The sequence below is a fragment of the Devosia sp. 67-54 genome (assembly GCF_001899075.1).
Taxonomy (GTDB): domain Bacteria; phylum Pseudomonadota; class Alphaproteobacteria; order Rhizobiales; family Devosiaceae; genus Devosia_A.
Genome location: NZ_MKVA01000006.1, coordinates 350,405 through 372,387, shown reverse-complemented (window position 1 = coordinate 372,387; position 21,983 = coordinate 350,405). Strand labels below are relative to the sequence as shown.

The window sequence follows — 21,983 nt, the reverse complement described above, 5'->3', positions numbered from 1 at the left end:
GGGGACGAACCGCCCCACATAACGCCTTGTTCCTCCCTCCAAAGAACAAGGACGACCTAAAATGAAAACCCTCTCGACCCTGCTGCTCGCCACCACCCTGCTGGCCGGCGGCGCCGTGGCTTCGGCCCCGGCTTTCGCGGCCGACCAGATGGGCACCGGCGCGCTGCGCTGCGACACCGGCAACAACCAGGATCTCATCAACCAGGCCAAGCACCAGCTCGCGGCGCAATTGCAGCTTCGGACCAAGCTGGCGCCGACCATCGAAGAGTGGAACGGCTGCTTCAAGGTGCAGTACACCGACGACAACGGCCACACGGTCGTCGCGCTCTACGACCCCGACTCGCTGGCGCTGGTCAACAAGCTGAGCTGACCGGCTCCGACGCCGCATCGCGGCTGGGGCCCCCACCCCCATCCCCTCCCCGCAAGGGGGAGGGGCGCCTGACTGCACCCCTGGTGCTTGCGGCCCCATCGCCCCCCTCCCCCTTGCGGGGAGGGGCCGGGGGTGGGGGCCACGATCACCGGATCAGAGATCGCGGGGAAGACGCCCCTACATATTGGAACGGCGTTTCCCGCCGCCGCGATATTTCACCGACAGCCCTTCCCCACTCTCCCCCAGAAAAGCGAAGCCGTTCGGGCCGAGCAGCAGCTTGTCCTTGCGGCGCTCGGCGTCCTGGGCCAGCAGCATGTCGGCCGCGCCGGCCACCGTTACCCGCACCGGGTCGGGCGACAGATTGTAGAGGCAGACGAGGCGTTCCGCGCCGGTCCAGCGGCGGAAGCCGAGCACCGGCTCGCCCAGCTTCAGCACCTCGATGTCGCCGTCCTTCAGCGCCGGATGGGCGCGGCGGAAGGCCAGCGCGGCGCGATAATGGTTCAGCGTCGAGTCCGGGTCGTCGTTCTGGCCGGCCACGGCCAGCGCCGAATGGTTCGGCTTCACCGGCAGCCAGGGCGTGCCGGTGGTGAAGCCGTTGGGTGCCTCGCCGGCGTCCCACGGCATCGGCGTGCGTTCGCCGTCGCGGCCCTTGTATTCGGGCCAGAAGCGGATGCCGGGCGGATCGGTCAGCTCCTCGAACAGCATGTCGGCCTGCGGCAGCCCCAGTTCCTCGCCCTGGTAGAGGCAGATCGAGCCCTTGAGCGCGATCAGCATCGCCACCGCCTGCCGCGCCAGCGCCGCCGGCTCGCGCGCATGCTTCAGCCAGCGGCTCACATGGCGGTCGACGTCGTGGTTGGAAAAGCTCCAGCACGGCCAGCCGTCCTTGTTGGCGTCGAAGAAGCGCTGCATCTTGCCGCCGAAATGGGCGGCGCTGAACTCGTTGCCCAGCATGTCGAAGGTATAGGCCATGTGCAGCTTGTCGCCGCCCGAGGTGTACTCGCCCATCAGCCTGAGCCCGATATGGCTGTCGCCCACCTCGCCCACCGTGGTGGTGCCGGGGAACTGGTCGAGCAGCGCCCGCACGCGCTTGAGGAAGGTGACGTTCTCGGGCTGGCTCTTGCCGTAGCGGTGCTCCTGCATGTCGTAGGGGTTGACCGCGTAGGGCAGGTGCCTGGGCCGCCGCGCCGGCGGATTGCTGCGCAATTGCCGGTCGTGGAAATAGTAGTTGACGGTGTCGAGCCGGAAGCCGTCGACGCCGCGCTCGAGCCAGAAGCGCAGCACGTCGAGCACCGCGTCCTGCACCGCCGGATTGTGGAAATTGAGGTCGGGCTGCTCGAGCAGGAAATTGTGGAAGTAGTACTGGCCGCGGCTCGGGTTCCACTCCCAGGCGCGGCCGCCGAACACGCTCGGCCAGTTGTTGGGCGGCGTGCCGTCGCGCCTGGGATCGGCCCACACATACCAGTCGGCGCGCGAATTGGTGCGGTTGAGCCGGCTCTCCTGGAACCATGGATGCTTGTCGGAGGTGTGGCTCAGCACCTGGTCCATGATCACCTTCAGCCCCAGCGCATGGGCGCGCTCGACCAGCGCGTCGAAATCCTCGAGCGTGCCGAACAGCCGATCCACTTCCTTGTAGTCGGACACGTCGTAGCCCATGTCGGCCTGCGGCGACTGGGTGATCGGGCTCAGCCAGATGCAGTCGACGCCCAGCGAGGCGATGTGGTCGAGCCGCCGCATGATGCCGGGCAGGTCGCCGACGCCGTCGCCATTGGTGTCCTGGAAGGAGCGCGGATACACCTGATAGATCACCCCGCCCCGCCACCACTCGCCGCTCATCGCCGACCTCCGTTGCTGCCCGTTGATGCCGCCCCCGCGGCAGAAATGCAAACCCGGCGCCAGCGTTGCGACGCCGCACCGAAGTCGCCGTCCGACCGCGCCCCGCAGTCGGCATCACCTCTCCCCTCAGGGGAGAGGTCGCGCGCTTGGTGAGCGGAGCGAGCCTAGCAAGCGGGTGAGGGGTGCGGTGATGAACCTTGCGCGTTGCGGCAGCAGCGCGGTGATTGAGCGATCGCACCCCTCACCCGGCTTCTAGGCTCGCTCCGCTCGCCAAGGCGCCGACCTCTCCCCTGAGGGGCGAGGTGCCAGACTGCAAATACCACGCGTGCTGCTCGGTCGTCCCCGCCGGTCGAGGACCCGCACGCCCCTCCCCTCCGACACCGCTATCCCCGCCGTTTCCCCTGCGCGCGCAACGGCCTGCCCCGCCTCCGCAGAAACCTTGTCCACCCCCCTTCGGCACGGCCGTACAATGGCCGCACCGTCCACCGCATAACCGCGGGGCTCTGACGAGGGGCCGGGTGGACGGGGCGAGCGGGATGGCGGTCGCGCCGTCCCGGGTCCAGCGTTCGGGTCGCGGGGCGTCTCAAGGCGCCCTCCCGCCCGACTGTTCCCAAAACCTCGCCGCGGAGCTGCGCTGGGTGCCTCGCACTCAGTCCCAGTCTCGGAGGCGCCCGGCGCACTCCGTCCGCGGCCCGCTCTTGCGCCGCGGCAGGGCAAACCCCCAGCGCCCCGGCGCGTGGGACAATTCGGCTCGGCCATGGACTCGGAGACCCCAATGCTTGTAGATCGTGCCGCCAACGCCCATTTGAGCCGCAACATCCTCAATTCCGGACATATTCCGATGCCCGACCTCAAATTGCTGGCGCTCGACAGCGAAGACCTCGACGTGATTTCCGCCACCACGCAGGACGCCGTGGTGCGCGTCGGCGACATGGGCTTTGCCCGCGCCGACCACCGCTTCGCCCTGCTGATGAACCGCTTCGCCTGGGAAGACCAGGGCCGCACCCGGCAGCGCAAGCGCGCCGCGCTGCATTTCGACCGCGTCACCGACGTCAAGGTTTCCGGCTTCGACACCAATGCCGTCGACGGCGTGCTCGAACTGCTCGCCATCCGCTTCACCGAAGCCGACGCGCCGGCGGGGGTCGTGGACCTCGATTTCGCCGGCGGCGGCACGGTGCGGCTCGAGGTCGAATGCCTCGAGGCGCGGCTGATGGATCTCGGCGCCGCCTGGGCGGCCAAGGCCACCCCGGAGCATACCGCCTGATGCCGTTCCGCCTCGACTCCCGCCATGCCGGCTTCGCCGAGGAATTCGAGACGCTGCTCGGCAGCAAGCGCGAGGCCTCCGAGGAGGTCAGCCTCGCCGTCGCCACCATCCTCGAGGACGTGCGGACGCGCGGCGACGAGGCGGTGCTGGCCTATACCGACCGCTTCGACAAGCTGCCGCTGACCGCCGCGACGCTGGCGTTCTCGGCCGACGAGATCGAGGCGGCGGAGCAGTCGATCAGCGGCGAGGTCAGAGCGGCGTTACAATTGGCGCACGACCGCATCGCGGCGCACCACGAAAAGCAGAAGCCGCTCGACCACGTCTACCAGGACCCGCTGGGCGTGACGCTGGGCACGGTGTGGACGCCGATGGAGGCCGTCGGCATCTACGTGCCGGGCGGCACCGCCAATTATCCCTCGAGCGTGCTGATGGGGGCGATCCCGGCGCGCATCGCCGGCGTCGGGCGCATCGCGCTCACGGTGCCGACGCCGCACGGGCAGGTGAGCCCGGCGGTGCTGGCGGCGGCGCGGCTCGCCGGCGTCACCGAGATCTACCGCATCGGCGGGGCGCAGGCGATCGCCGCCCTCGCCTACGGCACCGAGACCATCAAGCCGGTCAACAAGATCATCGGGCCGGGCAACGCCTATGTGGCGGCGGCCAAGCGGCAGGTGTTCGGCACGGTCGGCATCGATTCGATCGCCGGGCCGTCGGAGGTGCTGATCATCGCCGACAAATCCGCCAATCCGTCGTGGGTGGCCGCCGACCTTTTGGCGCAGGCCGAGCATGGCGGCGGGGCGCAGTCCATCCTCGTCACCACCGATGCGGCGCTGGCCGATTCGGTCGCCATCGAGGTCGAGCGGCAGATCGCGCTCTTGCCGCGCGCCGACATCGCCCGCGACGGCTGGCAGGAGTTCGGCGCCATCATCCAGGTGCAGTCGCTGGGCGAGGCGGTGGAGCTCGCCAACCGCATCGCGTCGGAGCATGTCGAGCTGATGCTCGACGATCCGCAGGCGCTGCAGCCGAAGATCCGCAATGCCGGCGCCATCTTCCTCGGCCACCACACGCCGGAGGCGATCGGCGACTATGTCGGGGGCTCCAACCACGTGCTGCCGACGGCGCGCTCGGCGCGCTACGCCTCGGGGCTGGGGGTGCTCGACTTCATGAAGCGCACCTCGCTGCTGGGCTGCGATCCGGCCTCGCTGGCCGAGCTCGCCGGCGCCGCCGTGACGCTGGCCGAGACCGAGGGGCTCGCCGCGCACGGGCGCTCCATCTCGATCAGGCTCAACCGGTAAAATGGCGCTCACGCCGCACGTCTTCGACGAGAAGACCGACCGGATCGTGGCCGTCACGCTCGACCCCAACACCATCACCTCGATCGATCCCGACGAGGTGCACGAATGGCGCATCGCCATCTACGATCTGGTCGAGACCAACAAATTCCACCCGGCGCGGGTGAAGTCGGTCGGCCCGTACGCGCTGCACGTGTCGATCGTCGCCAACTACATCGTGCTCGACGTGCGCAACCCCGAGACCTACGAGCCGATCGCGGCGCATTATCTGTCGCTGACGCCGTTCCGGCGGCTGATCCGCGACTATTTCCGCATCCGCGACTCCTACTACGACGCCATCAAGACGGCCTCGACCTACAGGATCGAGACCGTCGACATGGCGCGGCGCGGCCTGCACAACGAGGCCGCCGAGCTGCTGCGCACGCGGCTCGACAACAAGCTCGAGATGGACCTCAACACGGCGCGGCGGCTGTTCACGCTGATCTGCGCGGTGCAGCCCTATGCGAGCCGCATCGACGAGCGCGAGAGCGACCTGCCCTCGGTGCTGTTCGTGTGCTCGATGAATTCGGTGCGCTCGCCGATCGCGGCGGCGCTGGCGCGCAAATTCTTCCCGGGCCGGCTGATCGCGCGCTCGGCCGGGGTGCGCTCGGGCAAGGCCGACGCGTTCGTGCACGAGGTGATGGAGGAGATCGGCGTCGACATGTCGGTGCATACCCCGCACACCATGGACGAGCTGGTGGCCAACCGCTTCGACCTGGTGGTCACCCTCAGCCCCGACGCGCCCGAGGCGGTCGAGCGCCGCGGCCTCGAAATGGCGGCCATCGAGCACTGGCCGATGCCCGATCCGACCGAGACCGAGGGCAACCGCGAGGCGGTGCTCAGCGCCTACCGCACGCTGCGCGACACGCTGCAGACGCGGGTGCGCGAACGCCTCGCGCCGCTCGTCGCCGGTGGTTCACAAGCCCCGGTACTTCCGGTAGAGCGATAAGCCATGGCCACCCGTCCGGAACTCATCCTCGCGTCCGCTTCGCCGCGGCGCCTCGCGCTCCTCAACCAGATCGGCATCGAGCCCGAGCACCTGGTGCCGGCGCATATCGACGAGACGCCGGAAAAGAACGAATTGCCGCGCAAGCTGGCGCAGCGCCTCGCCGACGAAAAGGCGGTGGCGGCGCAGCACAAGGCCAAGACGTCCGGCATCGCCGGCAATGCGCTGGTGCTGGCCGCCGACACCGTGGTCGCCGTCGGCCGCCGTATCCTGCCCAAGGCCGAGACCATGGAAGAGGCCAATGAGTGCCTGCGCCTGCTCTCGGGGCGCAACCACCGGGTGTTCACCGCCGTGTGCATGCTGACGCCGGGCGGCGCGGCGCGGCGGCGGCTGGTCGAGACGCGGCTGCGCTTCAAGCGGCTGTCCAACCGCGAGATCGAATCCTACCTCGCCAGCGCCGAATGGCGCGACAAGGCGGGCGGCTACGCCATCCAAGGCATCGCCGGGGCGTTCGTGGTGAAGCTCAGCGGCTCGTATTCGGCCGTGGTCGGGCTGCCGCTCAACGAAACGGTCGGGCTGCTCGCCGGCGAGGGCTATCCGGTGCATTTCAACTGGCTCAACCAGTCGACGCTGACGGCGGTGTGATGGCGCAAGTGGTTCGCCTGAAACCGGCGCGCAAATGCCCGATCTGCGGCAAGCCGGCGACGCAGGCGAACTATCCGTTCTGCTCGCCGCGCTGCCAGGACATCGACCTCAACCGCTGGCTTTCCGACAGCTACCGCGTCCCCACCGAAGAAGCGCCCGCCGCGCCCTCGAAAGAGGACGACGAGGAGTAGCCGGCGAGGCATTTTCGAGGCTTGCGCCGCGGGAATCGAACCCCTATAAACCGCGGGCTTTCGGCGCCCCCTCCGGGGTCCGCCAGATGCCCGGGTAGCTCAGTTGGTAGAGCAGCGGATTGAAAATCCGCGTGTCGCTGGTTCGATTCCGGCCCCGGGCACCACTTCCTGTCAGCATCGGTAGCAGTGGCTTGTGGTGCGGCTTTGGCCGGACAATAGTTGCGGCGAGAAGCAGCCGGGGGCGTGTCGATTTCCAGGTCCGAGACAGAAGCGGGCGAAGCGCGGGGGCCTTCCGTCGGGGTGTTTGCCTGGGCCGGGCTGTTCCTGAGCATTTTCGGCGCGCGGCTGATGCTCATTTCGGCCTTCGGCGTCACCGTGCCCTGGGCCGACGAATGGGACGGCGAAGCGGTGATGTTTCCCAAATACGTCGCCGGCACGCTGCAGCTCGGCGACCTGCTGGCGCCGTTCAACGAGCACCGCATCTTCACCTCGCGGCTGCTCGACCTCGCCACGTTCGAGCTCGCCGGCGGCTGGGACCGGCCGCTGCACATGGTGGTCAACGCCGCGCTGTGGGCCGGCTTCGCCACCGGCTTCACGGCGTTCCTCGCGAAGCAATTGGCGCCGGCGCGCGCGCTGGTGCTGGTGCTGTTTTCCGCGCTGATCTTCGCGGTGCCGCTCGGCTTCGAGAACGCGCTGATGGCGATGAATGCGCATTTCTATTTTCTCGTGATCTTCTCGGTGCTGGCGCTCAATGCGCTGGCGACCAGCACGGCGTTCTCGTCTCGCTGGTGGCTGGGCTGTGTCTGGGCGACGCTGGCGTTCCTGTCGATGTCGTCGGCGCTGGCGGTGCCTGCCGCCATCCTCGTGGTGGCGCTGCTGCAGATGGCGGTGGGGCAGCGCCGGCGCGACTGGCGCGAGCTCGCCGGCCTCGCGGTGCTGGCGGCGAGCGTCGCGCTGATGCTTTACCTCACCCCGACCGTGCCCGGCAGCCAGCAGCTTCACCCGCGCAACGCGTTCGAGCTCATCAACGCGCTGCTGGCGCTCGCCTCCGCCCCGCTGTTCTCGCCGGTCGGCTGGATCATCGTCTATGGGCCGCTGCTGCTGCTCGCCTGGCGCACCATCGCCGGCCGGCTGCCGATGAGCGCCCAGGCGTGGACGCTGATCGCCATCGGCGGCTGGGTAGCGGCGCAGATCGTCGCCACCTCGCTCGCCCGCGGGCTGGCCTTCATGCCGCCGCGCTATTTCGACGTGATCTTCACGGCGCTGCCGGTGTGCTGCGCAATCCTGCTCGCCCTCGACGGCCGGCGTGCCCGGCGCGCGACGGCGGCGTGGATGGCGCTCATCGTTGCCGGGCAGATGAGCCTTGCCTATCTGTCGGCCTACAAGGTGATGGCCGGCGAGGCCAGATGGGGAGCGGTCGCGGCGCAGCATCTGCGCGACTATCTGCGGACCAACGATCCGGCGACGCTCGACGTGCCGACGACCGAGCTGCCCTATCCCAGCCGCGAGCGGCTGCTGCAGCTTGCCTCCGATCCGGCGGTGCGCATGATCCTGCCGGCAGAGTTCTCGACGCCTGAGGAACAGGCCGAGGCCCGCGACCATACGCTGCTCAAGGGCCGGCTCGCCCCGGCGGTCGAGGCGATCAAGGCCTTCCTGCTCGGCGTCGGGCCGCTGGTTCTCGGGCTCGGGCTGATCGGCTTTCTGCTCAGCCTGCTGGCGCTGAGCGGCGAGTTCAGCTCACGGCGGTCAGGAACATCGCCGCCATGACGACGATCATGGCGGTGGCGATGATCGAGGCGACGAGCAGAGTCTTGGCGCGGCTCTGGTCCTGCGCGATCTCGTAGCGCACGATCGGCGCCGGCTTCATATCTGCGTGTGCGAGATCCAGATGTGCCATCTGACCGTACTCCCCTCGCCATGACAGTGCGCGAGGGCGGGCCAGTTGGCGAGCGGCGGCTGCTTTTGCCGTTAATTTAGTTCAAACGCGACATTGCGGGCATTTGCGCCGCCCGGCCGCGGCGATAAACAGGGGCGGCCACAATCCGGATTGCCGCATGCCGATCACCCGCCGCGTTGTCATCCTTGCCGGGGCGAGCGCCACGCTGAGCGCCTGCGCCTCGATCGGTGGCTTCGGCACGAAGGTGCCGGGCGGCGCGACCACGCCGCAGCAGCTCACGCAGACCTCCATCCTCGCCGCGGTCAACGAGGCGCGGCGGATCAACGGAGGACACAAGCCGCTGAGCTACAACACGGCGCTCGAGACGGCGGCGCGGTCGCAGGCCAACCTGATGGCGAGCAAGGACCAGCTCGCCCACAATCTGGGGGTGACGCTGCGCGAACGGGTGACGGCGGCGGGCTACATGGGGGCGGTGGGCGAGAACATCGCCGGCGGACAGCAGACGCTGCAGCAGGCGATCGAAGGCTGGCTCAATTCGCCCGGCCACCGCGCCACGCTGCTCAGCGACAAATTCACCGAATTCGGCCTCGCGGTGGCGCATGTGCCGGCGGGGCGCAAGAGCCGCTACGGCACCTATTGGTGCTTCATCGCCGGCGGACCGTTCTCGGCCTGGACCACCGGCTGAGGCGCCTTCCGGTTACGTCGTCAGAGTGCGGGCGATGGCATTGTGCCAGCCCTTGAGCTTTTTCTTGCGCAGCGCCGGGTCCATCGACGGATTGAACTGGCGGTCGAGCGACCAGCGCTTCGAAAAGCCTTTCTTGTCCGGCCAGACCCCGGCCTTCCAGCCGGCGAGCCAGGCGGCGCCCAGCGCCGTGGTCTCGAGGATGGTGGGGCGGTCCACCGGCACATCGAGGATGTCGCTCAAGAACTGCATGGTCCAGTCGGAGGCGACCATGCCGCCATCGACGCGCAGCACGGTATCGCGCGCGCCCTTCCAGTCCTTGCGCATCGCCGCGAGCAGGTCCTGCGTCTGGTAGGCCACCGATTCGAGCGCGGCGCGGGTGAGGTCGCTCGGGCCGGTGTTGCGGGTGAGCCCGTAGATGGCGCCGCGCGCCTCGGCATCCCACCACGGCGCGCCGAGGCCGACGAAAGCGGGGACCAGATAGACCTCGGAGGCCGGATCGGAGGCCCTGGCCAGGACGCCGGTTTCGGAGGCGTCCTTGAACAGCCTGAGCTTGTCGCGCAGCCATTGCACCGAGGCGCCGGCCATGAAGATGGCGCCCTCGAGGGCGTAGGTGGTGCGGCCGTCGAGGCGATAGGCCACGGTGGTCAGCAGCCGGTTGCGCGACCGGACCATGTCGGTGCCGGTGTTGAGCAGGGCGAAGCAGCCGGTGCCGTAGGTCGACTTCATCATGCCCGGCTCGAAGCAGGCCTGGCCGATGGTGGCGGCCTGCTGGTCGCCGGCGGCGCCGCGGATGGCGATGGCGGCGCCGAGCACGCTTTTGTCGCTGGTGCCGAAATCGTCGGCATTGTCCCGGATCTCGGGCAGGATGGCGCGCGGGATGCGGAACAGCCGCAGCAGCTCGTCGTCCCACTCGCCGGTCTCGATGTTGTAGAGCAGCGTGCGGCAGGCGTTGCTGGCGTCGGTGACGTGCGACTTGCCGCCGGTCAGGCGCCAGATCAGCCAGGTCTCGACCGTGCCGAAGGCGAGCTCGCCCTTTTCGGCGCGCTTGCGGGCGCCCCGTACATTGTCGAGCAGCCAGCCGATCTTGGTGGCGGAGAAATAGGGGTCGAGCAGCAGGCCGGTGCGGCGCGCCACCAGCGCCTCCGAACCCGAGCGCTTCAGGCGCTCGCAGATCTTGGAGGTACGGCGGTCCTGCCAGACGATGGCGTTGTGGATGGCCTTGCCGGTCGCGCGATCCCACACGATGGTGGTCTCGCGCTGGTTGGTGATGCCGATGGCGGCGATCTCCGCGGCGGTGACGCCGGCCTTTTTGAGCGCGGTCTTCATCGACCACAGGCAGGTGGCCCAGATCTCCTCGGGCACGTGCTCGACCCAGCCGGAGGCGGGGAAGTGCTGGGTGAACTCCATCCTGCCCATGCCGACGATCTGCTGCAGCTCGTTGAACACGATGGCGCGTGACGAGGTGGTGCCCTGGTCGATGGCGAGGATGTAGCCCGTCATGTCTTTGCCTTGCTGAAGCGCGCCTCGAGATAGGCTTCGAGCCGCTGCCTGTCGCCGGGCCCGACGCGAAGGCCGAGCTTGGTGCGGCGCCACAGCACGTCCTCGGCGGTGCGCGCCCATTCGTGCTCGACCAGGTAGTCCACCTCGCGCTGGGTGAGGTCGGCGCCGAAGGTCTCGCCGAGATCCTCCATGCGGCGGGCCGGGCCGAGCAGCGTGGCGGCGCGGGTGCCGAACTGGCGGGCGAGCCGGCGCAGCAGCCGGTCGGGCAGGCTCGGATAGGCCTCGTTGAGCTTTTCGACCTGGGCGTCGAACTCGCGCGGACCGAACTCGCCGCCGGGCAGCTTGCTGGTCCTGGTCCAGGGCTTGCCGCGGGCGCCGAGCACCTTCTCGATGTGGCCGAGGGCTTCCTCGCTCAGCCGGCGATGGGTGGTGAGCTTGCCGCCGAAGACGTTGAGCAGCGCGCCGGTCGTGGCGTCGCCCTCGGTCTTCAGCACGTAGTCGCGGGTGGCCTCCTGCGCCTTGCTGGCGTGGTCGTCGAACAGCGGGCGCACGCCGGCATAGCTCCAGACGATGTCGGGCGCGGTGACCGGCTTCTCGAAATATTCGGTGGCGGCGGCGAGCAGATACTGCGTCTCCTCCTCGGAGATGCGGATGCCGTGCGGATCGCCGGAAAAATCCTGGTCGGTGGTGCCGATCAGGGTGAAGTCGCGCTCGTAGGGGATGGCGAAGATGATGCGGCCATCGGGGTTCTGGAAGAAATAGGCGCGGTCGTGGTCGAAGAGCTTGCGCACGACGATATGGCTGCCCTTGACCAGCCGCACGTTGTGCGCCTCGGTCTGATCGAGGTCCTCGCGCAGCACATGGTCGACCCAGGGGCCGGCGGCGTTGACCAGGAAGCGCGCCTTGACGGTGCCCTTGAGCTTGCTGTCGACGTCCTGCAGCCGCACGGTCCACAGGCCGTCGGCGCGGCTGGCCGAGATGACCTTGGTGCGGGTCTGGACGACGGCGCCGCGGTCGGCGGCGTCGCGGGCGAGGAGCGCCACCAGCCGGGCGTCGTCGACCCAGCAGTCGGAATATTCGAAGGCCTTGGCGTAACCGTCCTTGAGCGGGCGGCCGATCGGATCGGTCCTGAGATCCAGGGTGCGCGTCGGCGGCAGCAGCTTGCGGGCTCCGAGATGGTCGTAGACGAACAGGCCGAGGCGCAGGAACCAGGCCGGCCTGAGGCCCTTGTGGTAGGGCAGCACGAAGCGCATCGGCCAGATGATGTGCGGCGCCATGGCCCAGAGGATTTCGCGCTCGGCCAGCGCCTCGTGCACGAGGCGGAACTCGTAGTGCTCGAGATAGCGCAGGCCGCCATGCACCAGCTTGGTGGCGGCCGAGGAGGTGCCGGAGGCAAGGTCGCCCATTTCGGCCAGGAACACCGAATAGCCGCGGCCCACGGCGTCGCGCGCAATGCCGGCGCCATTGACGCCACCTCCGATCACGAAGATGTCGGTGATGTTCTCACGTTTGGCCATGGCGTCGCGCATTCCCTCGAAAGTTCGTTATCGCCCGCGGCCCCCGCACGCAACAGCCGCGGCCAGATTTATTGCCCCCGGCGCTTGACCGCAGGATGAACATGGGTTCTGCAGAGGCGGCCACCCCCGCCCCTCGGACGCCATGTTCGACCTCGTCAACGTCATCCTGCCGGTCTTTGCCATCATCGGCGTGGGGTATCTCGCCGTGCGGTTCCGGCTGTTTCCGGCCGACGGCACCAAGGCGCTGGTCGCGTTCGTCAACAATTTCGCGACGCCCTGCCTGCTGTGCGAGGCGATGCTCACCTCGGACTTCAGCTCGACGTTCAATCCGGCGATCATCTGGCCGTTCTATATCGGGGCGCTGTTCTCGCTGCTTTCGGGCGGGCTGTTGGCCCGCAGGCTGTTCAGGCAGCGGCCGGGCGAAAGCGTGGCGTCAGGCTTTGCGGCGATGTTCACCAACACGGTGCTGATCGGCATCCCGGTGATCCAGCGCGCCTACGGGCCGGGCGCGCTGCCGACGGTGTTCTCGATCATCGCTTTCCATGCGCCGATGCTGATCACGCTGGGCATGCTGGTGATGGAGGTGGCGCGCCGCGACGGGGCGCCGCTGAGGCAGACGGCGGCGGTGGCGGCGGTGCGGGTGGCACAGAACCCGCTGCTGTGGGGCGTGGCGATCGGCGCGCTCGGCAACCGGCTCGGAATCAAGCTGCCGGAGCCGGGAACGGCGTTCCTGACGATGATGTCGGCGGCGGTGCTGCCGGCGGCGCTGTTCGGGCTCGGTGGCGCGCTCAACGAGTACCGGATTTCGGAGAGCTGGGGCATCGCCAGCCTGCTGAGCCTGTTGAAGCTGATCATCCATCCGGCCATCGCCTATGTGCTGATGGTGCCGATCCTGCACGTGCCCGTGGAGATGGCGCGCTATGGCGTGCTGCTGGCGGCGATGCCGGCGGGCATCAATGCCTATGTGTTCGCGACCTACTACGATCGCGGCGTGAACGTCGCCGCCAATGTGGTGCTGATCTCCACCGTGGCGTCGGTGGCAACGATCACGTTCTGGCTGTACGTGCTGGGGTAGTAGCGTCGCGCAGCTAGCCCGCCGTGATCTCGACGGTCTCGGCGGGCCCGTCGAGCCAGACCGGGACCGTGCGCAACGGCGGGCACGACATGGCGTCGAGGCCGGCGGCGAGGCGCACATGGGACTCGGCAGGGCAGAGGTTGAGGGTGGGATCGAAGCCGATCCAGCCCAGGCTCTCGTCCCAGGCTTCGGCCCAGGCGTGGACAGCGGCAGTGCCGCCATCGTCGAGCAAATAGCCGGTGACGTAGCGGGCGGGGGCGCCCAGGGCGCGGGCGGCGCCGAGGAAGGCATGCGTCCGGTCCGCCGCGGTGGCGTCGCCGCCTTGCGATTGCGACTGGCCGGCAGTGTCCTGCGACTGGCCGGCGGTCCGCTCGCAGATGCGCCCCATCAACTCGTGAAACAGCGCGATGCGGTCGGGGCCGTCGGCGAGACCATCGAGCAGGGCCGCGTCGGGCCCGGTCAGAGCGGTGGCGCGGCGGAACAGCGCCGGCACCGGGTCGTATTGCAGGCGGCCGAGCACGCCGGCCTTGTCGATGGTCTTGACCCGGCCCTCGGCCACCACCAGCAGCTCGCCGGCGGGCTTCACCAGGCTGACCAATTGTGCGCGATTGCCGAAGCCGTCGCGGAAGCTCGCCGCCTCGGCGATGCCGGGCATGTCGATGGACCAGCGTTCCACCTGCTGCTGCGGCGTCGATGGCGGCGTCAGCAGCACATGGGCGACGGCGCGGGCGGGAGTGCCGAGGCTCAGGCGCAGGGTGTGGCGAAGGGTGAGCTGCATCAGTAGAAATTGTAGCTTTCGGCCAGCGCCTCGGTGACCTGGTTGTTGCGCGCGATGAATTCGGTGAGGAACTCGTGCAGGCCGTAGGCGAAGATGCGGTCCATGGAGTTGCCGTCGAGCATCGTGTTCACCTCGGCGGCCGCGGCGTGGCCCCTGCCCTTGCCGCCGTAGATTTCCTCCAGCATGTCGAGGGTGCGGTTAATCCAGCTATAGGAGAACAGCAGCGAGCGCGGCATCTCGGGCCTGAGGATCAAATAGTCGGCGATGTTCCAGGCCTTGTAGCGGTCGTGATAGACGTGGCGGTAGCTGCGATGGGCCGAGGCGGCGCGCAGGATCAGCGTCCATTGCTGGATGTCGACGTCGCCGCCGATGAGGTCGGTGCGCGGCAGCAGCACATAGTATTTCATGTCGAGGATGCGCGCGGTGTTGTCGGCGCGCTCGACGAAATTGCCGATCTGGCTGAAGGCATAGCCATCGTCGCGCAGGAAGGTCGAGAGCAGCGCGCCGCGGTAACGGTAGCTGACAGTGCGCACCCAGCGCAGCAGCTCGACCAGGCGGCTGCCGGTGACCTCGCGCGGGTCGAGCGCGGCGAATTCGAGCCAGGCGGAATTGAGCGATTCCCACATGTCGGTGGTGAGCGCGGTGCGCACCGAGCGGGCATTGGTGCGGGCCGCCAGCAGGCAGGAGCGCACCGAGCTGGGATTGGTCTCGTCGAACAGCATGAACTGGCTGACGCTGACCACGTCGGCCTGCTTGTGCTTGGCGTTGAAGGCCTCGTCGGCCTCGGCGGCCTGCAGCATGGAGACGAGATGCTCGCTGGCGCCGCCCTCGCGCCGCGAGGTGAGGCTCATGCGGTAGCCGACCTCGAGCAGGCGAGCCATGTTCTCGGCACGCTCGACATAGCGGGAAAGCCAGAACAGGTTCTGGGCGGTGCGGCCGAGCATCTAGTCCTCCAGCACCCAGGTATCCTTGGTGCCGCCGCCCTGCGACGAGTTCACCACCAGCGAGCCCTGTTTCAGCGCGACGCGGGTGAGGCCGCCGGGGGTGATGCGGATCTGGTCGCCGACGAGGACGTAGGGGCGGAGGTCGACGTGGCGCGGGGCAACGCCCGACTCCACGTAGGTCGGGCAGGTGCTGAGCGCCAGCGTGGGCTGCACGATGTAATTGTCCGGCCGGGCGAGGATCTTCTCGCGGAAGATGTCGTGCATCTCCTTGGTGGAGGTGGGGCCGACCAGCATGCCGTAGCCGCCCGAGCCGTGCACTTCCTTCACCACCAGCTCGGCGATGTGCTCGAGCACGTAAGCGCGCTCGTCGGCCCTGGTACAGTTGTAGGTCGGGACGTTCTTGAGCAGGGGCTTTTCGCCCAGATAGAACTCGATGATCTCGGGCACGTAGGTGTAGACCGCCTTGTCGTCGGCGATGCCGGTGCCGGGGGCGTTGACCAGCGTCACATTGCCGGCGCGGTAGGCGTCGAACAGGCCGGGGACGCCCAGCATCGAGTCGGGCTTGAAGGTCAGCGGATCGAGATAGTCGTCGTCGATGCGCCGGTAGATGACGTCGACACGGCGCGGTCCCATGGTGGTGCGCATGAAGACCTTGCCGTTCTCGACGAACAGGTCCTGCCCCTCGCACAGCTCGGCGCCCATCTGGTCGGCGAGGAACGAGTGCTCGAAATAGGCCGAATTGTAGATGCCCGGGGTGAGCACGGCGAGAGTCGGAGCACCGCTGGCGCCAGGCGGCGCGACGGAATCGAGGGTGCGGCGCAAATTCTCGGGATAGGAATCGACCGGCGCGACCTTGAGGCGCTGGAACAAATCCGGCGCGAGCTGCAGCATGGCCTCGCGGTCCTCCAGCATGTAGCTGACACCGGACGGGGTGCGCAGATTATCCTCGAGCACATACCAGTCGTCGGGGCCGACGCGGACGATGTCGACGCCGATGATGTGCGAATAGACGCCGCGCGCCGGGTCGAGCCCCATCATCTCCGGGCAGAAGGCGGAATTGTCGAGGATCAGCTTTTCCGGGATGCGGCCGGCCCTGAGGATTTCCTGGCGGTGGTAGATGTCGTGCAGGAAGGCGTTGAGGGCGCGCACGCGCTGCTCGATGGCCTTGCTGAGGCGCCGCCATTCGACCGCCGAGATGATGCGCGGGATGATGTCGAAGGGGATGAGCTTTTCGGTGCCCTCGTTGCTGCCATAGACGGCGAAGGTGATGCCGAGCCGGCGGAAGATCGCCTCGGCATCGGCCGCCATCACGCCCATGGCCTCCGCCGGCTGCTGCTTCAGCCACTGGTCGAGGATCGAATAGGGTTCGCGGATGGAACCATCCACATTGGTCATTTCGTCGAAGGGAAGAGGACCCGGCATTACTCCCCGGCGCAATTGCGGCCACCCACTGCACGGCCATAGCAGCACGTTTGCGGGCCGTTCCGCAAGCGCGCCGCAGACGGGTCAGCCGATGAAGTCGATGCTGTCGGTGAGCGGATCGCCCTGCTCGGGGGTCAGGGTGAAGTCGAGGCGCCCGGCGCCTGCGAGGGCGTCGGCCTCGAGCGCCACCGCGTAAAGGCCGAACTGGCTGGGGGTGGAGCGGAGCGTCGCTGCAGGACCGCCGTCGCGCGACCAGGCGAAGGCGAAGGGCCCGGTGTCCTCGAACACCAGCCGGCGTCCGGCCGGCGCCTGGCGGAACAGGCTGTTGCGGCGCCAGAACCAGGTTTCCGCCCTCGGCGCGACACCGCTCCAGCGCGCCTCGACGGCATCGAGCAGCTCGGCGGGCCGGCCATTGGCCTGCGCCGCGAGCAGTTTCAGGAACTCGGAATGGGCCCAGACCAGCGGCATGGCGCTGCCCGAGGGCTTTCCGGGAAAGAGACCGCGGTCGGGGATCGGGTCGGCGTCCCAGATCTGCTCGGGGATGAGCCCGCCGGGCCCGGTCATGCGCGCCATGGCGTCGAGATAGGGCTGCGCGTCCTGGCCGGCGGCCAGCGCATAGTGCCCACGCTCGCCGGTGAGCAACGGCCACAGCCGGCCGATGCCGGTGCCATCGAAGCCGCTGCCGTCGGCGTGCTCGCCATAGCCGTCGCCGTTGTAGCGATGGTAGGACGGCCCCGAGGGCGTATCGACCCGCAGCAGGCTGTCGATCAGCGCCACCGTCGCGACGATGCGCGGATCGTCGGCGCGGCGCAGGCCGGAGCGCACCAGATAGAGGAATTCGAGCCCGACCAGCCGGTCGGCGTTCATGTGGCCGTCGGTGCGGTTGCGCACGTCCACGGTGCCGCGCAGCCCGCCCTCGGTGGCGCGCGGCCCGAGGCGGACATAGTAGCCGGGGATATCGTGGCTCTGGCAATAATCGCCGTCGGTGACGTAAGTCCAGGTCTCGATGCGCTCGTTCCAGCAGTCGGCGAGGGCGAGGAGATAGTCGCGCTCGCCCGGCTCGAAGAAGGGCGCGGTGGCGACCAGGGCGGAGACGATGCTGCCGAGGGTGAAGGGGCTGGCGCCGGGATTTTCCTCCCAGCGGTCCTGGTCGGTCATCGGGCCGTTGCGCACGATATAGCCGATGGCGCGGTGGATCATGTCCTCCACCGGCTTGGCAATGACCAGATGGCCGGCGGCCTTGAGCTTGGCGGCAAGCAGCGTGGGCAGCGCGACCTCGTCGAGCTGGCTGCCGGTCCAATAGCCCTCGCCGCTCGGGAAATAGTTCTGCGCCCAGCTGCCGTCGGCGGCCTGCGTGCCGATGAGGTAGGCAAGCACACGGGCCGCGTCGTCGGCCTTGCCGACCGCAACCAGCGCCAGCGCCGCCTCGACCGCGTCGCGCGTCCACACCAGATGATAGCCGCCCGGATCGTCGCGGCTCTGGCCCCAGGGCACGCTGAGGCTGGCAACGATGGCGCCGCCATAGGTGCGGTCCTCGTGCACCTTGATCATGGTGGCGGAGAGCTCGGCCTCGCGCCGGAGCTCGGGTGAGGTGTAGGGGATGACCAGCGAGCGGCCCCAGTTCCGCCAGCCGGAGACGAACAGGTCGCGGGTGGTATCGTAGTCGTCGGCGAGGCTCGAGCGCGCCAGGGTGCGGGCGCCCTCGAGCGAGATGGCGAAGGCGAGGGCGAGCGTGCCGGTGGTGGCGGGCAGCTCGCCCATCAGCGCGACGTTGCCGCTTTGCGCCTTGCCGTAGGTCCAGGTCATCTCGCCATTGCGGTCGAAATCCTGCCAGCCGTCGGAGGCGCCGACATAGCCGGCGCTGCTGCGGCTGAAGCCGCTGTCGGCGCGCAGGCACAGCGCGCGGCTGCCGCGCTGCGCCAGCAGGTCGTCGCCGGCCCAGGCGAAATTGTCGGTGCGGTCGCCGCCCAGATGCGGCGAGGCGAGCACGTAGAGCCGAGCCCCCTCCCCTTCGAGGCTGTAGCGGATCAGCAGCGCGTCGCGCAGCGGATGCGGCAGATATTCGAGCTCGAGCCGGTAGTCGTCGCTTTCGTGCACGAATTTGGGCAGCGGCACGTGCGCGTCGGGCGTGGTGAGCAGGTAGCGCTGCGCGCGCTTGACCTCGGTCCAGCCATGCGGGTGCTTGATGATGAAGCCGAGGTCGCGCAACTGCGGCTCGCCGGTCGAGGGCCAGTACACCTCGTTGACGATGCCGTAGCCGAAGCTCGCCCAGATGCGGCTCGAGCCGAGCGCGGTGGAGATCATGTCCTTGGCGCTCGACGTCCAGGTCGGCGGGATGCCGGGAGCGCCCGGCGCGTCGGGTTTGCTGTCAGCCGCCATGGGAGAAATCCGCGTAGTCGCACATGCCGCCGTCGACGAAAACGGTGGTGCCGGTGGTGTAGCTGGCGACATCGGAGACGAGGACCACCGCCATGCGGGCGATCTCGCCGGGATCGCCCATGCGGCCCATCGGGATCTTGCGGTCGAGGTCGGCAAGGCCGGCCGAATCGCCCCAGACGGACTGGTTGATCGGCGTCTTGATGGCGCCCGGCGCGATGGCCAGCACGCGCACATTGGCGGGTGCCGCCTCCTGCGCCAGGGTGCGCGTCAGCATCGCGAGGCCGGCCTTGGAGGCGGTATAGGCGCTGTAGCCGCTCCACGGAATGGTTTCGTGCACCGAGCTCAGATTGAGCACCACGCCGCGACGCTGCGGCAGCATGCGGCGCAGCGCTTCGCGGGCGCAATAGAAGCTGCCGAAAAGGTTGACCTCGAGGACCTTGCGCCAGCCCTCGACATCGGCCTCGGCCGCGGGCATCGGCAGGCCGTCGATGCCGGCATTGTTGACGAGGATGTCGAGGCCGCCCCATTCGGTGTCGATGCGGCCGAACATGGCGGCGACCGCCGCGGCGTCGGACACATCGGCGGCAAGCGTCAGGGCGCGCCGCCCGGCGGCCCGGACGCGCCCGGCGCCGGCCTCGGCCGCATCGGGATGGGAGACGAAGTTGATGGCGACGTCGGCGCCGGCAGCGGCCAGGGCGTCGACGATGGCGGCGCCAATGCCGGAATTGCCGCCGGTGACGAGGGCCCGGCGGCCGCTGAGATCGATATTGAGCACGGGACTATCCAAGGTGACGCGTTTGAATGGCGTTATAACGCCATCGCCGCGCTACTGTTGCCTTACAAAGTCGTCATGTTGGCGCACGCTTTTGTCGACAGTGCCGGTTGCGGGCACTAAGAGGGGCGGGTTCCTACGAAAGTCCTGCCATGCCCATCGACATCCTGCAGACCAGCAAGCTCCTCGCCTCCTGCGAGCAGGCGCTGGCCGCCAAATATACCGTCCACAAGCTGCACGAGGCCGCCGACAAGGAAGCGCTGCTCGCGGCAATCGGCGACAAGGTGCGCGGCATCGCCGGCGGGGGCGTCAAGGCCGAGCTGATGGACCGGCTGCCCAGGCTCGAGATCATCGCCAATTTCGGCGTCGGCTACGACAGCATCGACACGCAGGCGGCCAAGGCCCGCAACATCCGCGTCACCAATACGCCTAACGTGCTCAACGACGCGGTGGCCGAGCTCACCATCGGGCTGATGATCGCCCTGGGGCGCCGCATTCCGCAGGCGGACCGCTATGTGCGCGACGGCAACTGGCCCAGGGGCGGCTTCCCCTTGCAGAGCGAGCTCAACGGCAAGACCGTGGGCATCCTCGGCCTCGGCCGCATCGGCAAGGAGATCGCCATCCGGGCGCAGGCGATGAAGATGCGGGTGGTGTATCACGGCCGGCGCCGGCAGGCGGACGAGCCGTTCGTCTACTACTCCGACCTCGCCGAGATGGCGCGCGACGCCGACTGGCTGGTGATCATCGCGCCGGGCGGCAAGGGCACCGAAAAGATCGTCAGCCGCCAGGTGCTGGCGGCGCTCGGACCGGAGGGCTATCTGGTCAACATGGCGCGCGGCTCGCTCGTCGACGAGGCGGCGATGGTCGAGATGCTGCAGAACAAGACGCTCGGCGGCGCGGCTCTAGACGTGTTCGAGCAGGAGCCGCAGGTGCCCGCGGCGCTGTTCGGGCTCGACAATGTGGTGCTGTCGCCGCACCAAGGCAGCGCCACGCGGCAGACGCGCGACAAGATGGGCGCGCTGGTGGTGGCCAATCTCGACGCCTGCTTTGCCGGCGAGCCGCTGATCAGCCCGGTGGTGTGACGGAAACCGGCGGCCGGATCAGCCGCCGACGCGCTCGATCTCGGCGCCGCAGCGGCTGAGCTTTTCCTCGAGCCGCTCGAAGCCGCGGTCGAGGTGGTAGATGCGGTTGACCATGGTTTCGCCGCGCGCCGCCAGCCCAGCGATGACCAGCGACACCGAGGCGCGCAGATCGGTCGCCATCACCTGCGCGCCCTTGAGGGCGGGAACGCCGGTGACGGTCGCGGTCTGGCCCTCGACCTTGATGTCGGCGCCGAAGCGGGCCAGCTCGGCGACGTGCATGAAGCGGTTCTCGAAGATGGTCTCGCGGATGTGTGAAACGCCGTTCGCCATGGTCATCAGCGCCATGAACTGCGCCTGCAGATCGGTGGCGAAGCCGGGGAACGGGTCGATCTCGACGTCGGCGGCCTGAATGCCGTTGCCGTTGCGCTTGACGCGGATGCCGCCGGCTTCGGTCGAGATATGGGCGCCGGCCTGGCCGATGACGTCGAGCGCCGACTGCAGATGCTCGGCCCGGGCGCCGCGCAGCAGCACGTCGCCGCCGGCCATCGCCGCCGCCATGGCGAAGGTGCCCGCCTCGATGCGGTCGGGAATGACCTCGATCTCGGCCCCGTGCAGCGCCGGCACGCCCTCGATGCTGAGGGTGCGGGTGCCGATGCCCGAGATCTTGGCACCCATGGCGATGAGGCAGTGCGCGAGATTGTCGATCTCGGGCTCGGTGGCGGCGTTCTCGATCACGGTGGTGCCGCGGGCGAGCGTCGCCGCCATCATGATGGTGTGGGTGGCGCCGACCGAGACCTTGGGCAGATGCACGATGCCGCCCACCAGCCCGCCTTTCGGGGCGCGGGCGACGACGTAACCCTCGTCGATGTCGATCTGGGCGCCGAGCTGGCGCAGGCCGTAAAGGAAGAAATCGACGGGCCGGGTGCCGATGGCGCAGCCGCCGGGCAGCGACACGCGCGCCTCGTGGGCGCGGGCGAGCAGCGGGCCGATCACCCAGAAGCTGGCGCGCATCACCGAGACCAGCTCGTAGGGCGCGGTGGTGTCGACGATCTCGGCGGCGTGCAGCGTCATCTTCTGGCCGTCGAAGGCATCGGTGGCGCGGCGCCCGTGCACGGCGATGTCGACGCCGTGATTCTCGAGGATCTTTTCGAGCTGCTTGACGTCGGCGAGGCGCGGCACGTTGGTGAGGGTCAGCGGCTCGGCGGTGAGCAGCGAGGCGATCATCAGCGGCAGCGCGGCATTCTTGGCGCCGGAAATGGGGATTTCGCCAACCAGTTCGTGGCCACCAACGATGCGGATGCGATCCATGAAAAGTCCCCGATTGGCGGGCGGGCGCCCGCGACATGTGCTAGCCG

Annotated in this window: 20 protein-coding genes, 1 tRNA gene and 1 pseudogene; 12 read left to right on the top strand and 10 right to left on the bottom strand. The window is 68.6% G+C overall.

Annotated features, from left to right (window positions below; all coding sequences use genetic code 11):
• Nucleotides 1–61: 61 nt before the first annotated feature.
• Nucleotides 62–370: a hypothetical protein gene (locus tag BGO82_RS13085; protein WP_291306036.1), complete on the top strand. Its 309-nt coding sequence runs from the start codon at nt 62–64 to the stop codon at nt 368–370.
• A 177-nt stretch (nt 371–547) separates the two neighbouring features.
• Here BGO82_RS13085 and BGO82_RS13080 read toward each other — a convergent pair whose 3' ends face one another.
• Nucleotides 548–2,203 carry an alpha-amylase family glycosyl hydrolase gene (locus BGO82_RS13080; RefSeq protein WP_291306035.1) on the bottom strand — a complete coding sequence of 552 codons (1,656 nt, stop codon included), beginning with the start codon at nt 2,201–2,203 and terminating at the stop codon, nt 548–550.
• Between the two features lie 841 nt (nt 2,204–3,044).
• On the opposite strand from BGO82_RS13080, the gene BGO82_RS13075 reads away from it, so the two are divergent.
• The 8 genes and pseudogenes from BGO82_RS13075 (at nt 3,045) to BGO82_RS13040 (ending at nt 8,344) form a co-directional block, all read left to right on the top strand.
• Nucleotides 3,045–3,467: a DUF2948 family protein gene (locus BGO82_RS13075; RefSeq protein WP_291306055.1), complete on the top strand. Its 423-nt coding sequence runs from the start codon at nt 3,045–3,047 to the stop codon at nt 3,465–3,467.
• Nucleotides 3,467–4,759 carry a histidinol dehydrogenase gene (hisD, locus tag BGO82_RS13070; protein WP_291306034.1) on the top strand — a complete coding sequence of 431 codons (1,293 nt, stop codon included), beginning with the start codon at nt 3,467–3,469 and terminating at the stop codon, nt 4,757–4,759. The genes BGO82_RS13075 and hisD overlap by 1 nt, the downstream gene beginning before the upstream one ends.
• Nucleotide 4,760: 1 nt before the next feature.
• Nucleotides 4,761–5,240: pseudogene (locus BGO82_RS13065) on the top strand (UPF0262 family protein); the annotation flags it as partial.
• Between the two features lie 6 nt (nt 5,241–5,246).
• Entirely contained in the window at nt 5,247–5,744 is a 498-nt protein-coding gene (locus tag BGO82_RS13060; RefSeq protein WP_291306054.1) for a hypothetical protein, read from the top strand.
• 3 nt (nt 5,745–5,747) lie between these two features.
• A complete protein-coding gene (locus tag BGO82_RS13055) occupies nt 5,748–6,386 on the top strand; it encodes a Maf-like protein (protein WP_291306033.1) in 639 nt (212 codons plus the stop codon).
• Nucleotides 6,386–6,577: a DNA gyrase inhibitor YacG gene (gene yacG / locus BGO82_RS13050; RefSeq protein WP_291306032.1), complete on the top strand. Its 192-nt coding sequence runs from the start codon at nt 6,386–6,388 to the stop codon at nt 6,575–6,577. The genes BGO82_RS13055 and yacG overlap by 1 nt, the downstream gene beginning before the upstream one ends.
• A gap of 88 nt (nt 6,578–6,665) precedes the next feature.
• Nucleotides 6,666–6,741: transfer RNA gene (locus BGO82_RS13045), tRNA-Phe, on the top strand.
• Between the two features lie 79 nt (nt 6,742–6,820).
• Nucleotides 6,821–8,344 carry a hypothetical protein gene (locus BGO82_RS13040; RefSeq protein WP_291306031.1) on the top strand — a complete coding sequence of 508 codons (1,524 nt, stop codon included), beginning with the start codon at nt 6,821–6,823 and terminating at the stop codon, nt 8,342–8,344.
• Here the strand turns inward: BGO82_RS13040 and BGO82_RS13035 are convergent.
• Nucleotides 8,310–8,474, bottom strand: a complete 165-nt coding sequence (locus tag BGO82_RS13035) for a hypothetical protein (RefSeq protein WP_291306030.1) — start codon at nt 8,472–8,474, stop codon at nt 8,310–8,312. The genes BGO82_RS13040 and BGO82_RS13035 overlap by 35 nt on opposite strands.
• Nucleotides 8,475–8,631: 157 nt before the next feature.
• Between BGO82_RS13035 and BGO82_RS13030 the strand changes: the two genes are divergently transcribed.
• A complete protein-coding gene (locus tag BGO82_RS13030; RefSeq protein WP_291306029.1) occupies nt 8,632–9,159 on the top strand; it encodes a CAP domain-containing protein in 528 nt (175 codons plus the stop codon).
• A gap of 12 nt (nt 9,160–9,171) precedes the next feature.
• Here the strand turns inward: BGO82_RS13030 and glpK are convergent, their stop codons facing one another.
• Together glpK and glpD are read right to left on the bottom strand one after the other, a co-directional pair.
• A complete protein-coding gene (glpK, locus tag BGO82_RS13025) occupies nt 9,172–10,659 on the bottom strand; it encodes a glycerol kinase GlpK (protein ID WP_291306028.1) in 1,488 nt (495 codons plus the stop codon).
• On the bottom strand, nt 10,656–12,176 hold the full coding sequence (gene glpD, locus BGO82_RS13020) for a glycerol-3-phosphate dehydrogenase (RefSeq protein WP_291306027.1): 1,521 nt from the start codon (nt 12,174–12,176) through the stop codon (nt 10,656–10,658). Before glpD ends, glpK begins: the two co-directional genes overlap by 4 nt.
• 142 nt (nt 12,177–12,318) lie before the next feature.
• On the opposite strand from glpD, the gene BGO82_RS13015 reads away from it, so the two are divergent.
• A complete protein-coding gene (locus tag BGO82_RS13015) occupies nt 12,319–13,251 on the top strand; it encodes an AEC family transporter (protein ID WP_291306026.1) in 933 nt (310 codons plus the stop codon).
• Between the two features lie 13 nt (nt 13,252–13,264).
• On the opposite strand, the gene BGO82_RS13010 is transcribed toward BGO82_RS13015, so the two are convergent.
• From BGO82_RS13010 to fabG, 5 genes are all read right to left on the bottom strand, one after another.
• Nucleotides 13,265–14,029: a transglutaminase family protein gene (locus BGO82_RS13010; protein WP_291306025.1), complete on the bottom strand. Its 765-nt coding sequence runs from the start codon at nt 14,027–14,029 to the stop codon at nt 13,265–13,267.
• Complete coding sequence (locus BGO82_RS13005) at nt 14,029–14,973, bottom strand: alpha-E domain-containing protein (protein WP_291306024.1); 945 nt, start codon at nt 14,971–14,973, stop codon at nt 14,029–14,031. The genes BGO82_RS13010 and BGO82_RS13005 overlap by 1 nt, the downstream gene beginning before the upstream one ends.
• Nucleotides 14,974–16,395: a circularly permuted type 2 ATP-grasp protein gene (locus tag BGO82_RS13000; protein WP_291306023.1), complete on the bottom strand. Its 1,422-nt coding sequence runs from the start codon at nt 16,393–16,395 to the stop codon at nt 14,974–14,976.
• A gap of 84 nt (nt 16,396–16,479) precedes the next feature.
• Complete coding sequence (locus BGO82_RS12995) at nt 16,480–18,774, bottom strand: glycoside hydrolase family 15 protein (protein WP_291306022.1); 2,295 nt, start codon at nt 18,772–18,774, stop codon at nt 16,480–16,482.
• A complete protein-coding gene (gene fabG, locus BGO82_RS12990) occupies nt 18,764–19,549 on the bottom strand; it encodes a 3-oxoacyl-ACP reductase FabG (protein ID WP_291306021.1) in 786 nt (261 codons plus the stop codon). Before fabG ends, BGO82_RS12995 begins: the two co-directional genes overlap by 11 nt.
• Before the next feature lie 149 nt (nt 19,550–19,698).
• Here fabG and BGO82_RS12985 point away from each other — a divergent pair, with 149 nt between their 5' ends.
• On the top strand, nt 19,699–20,628 hold the full coding sequence (locus BGO82_RS12985; protein WP_291306020.1) for a 2-hydroxyacid dehydrogenase: 930 nt from the start codon (nt 19,699–19,701) through the stop codon (nt 20,626–20,628).
• A gap of 18 nt (nt 20,629–20,646) precedes the next feature.
• Here the strand turns inward: BGO82_RS12985 and murA are convergent, their stop codons facing one another.
• Nucleotides 20,647–21,936: a UDP-N-acetylglucosamine 1-carboxyvinyltransferase gene (gene murA, locus BGO82_RS12980; RefSeq protein WP_291306019.1), complete on the bottom strand. Its 1,290-nt coding sequence runs from the start codon at nt 21,934–21,936 to the stop codon at nt 20,647–20,649.
• Nucleotides 21,937–21,983: the final 47 nt, after the last annotated feature.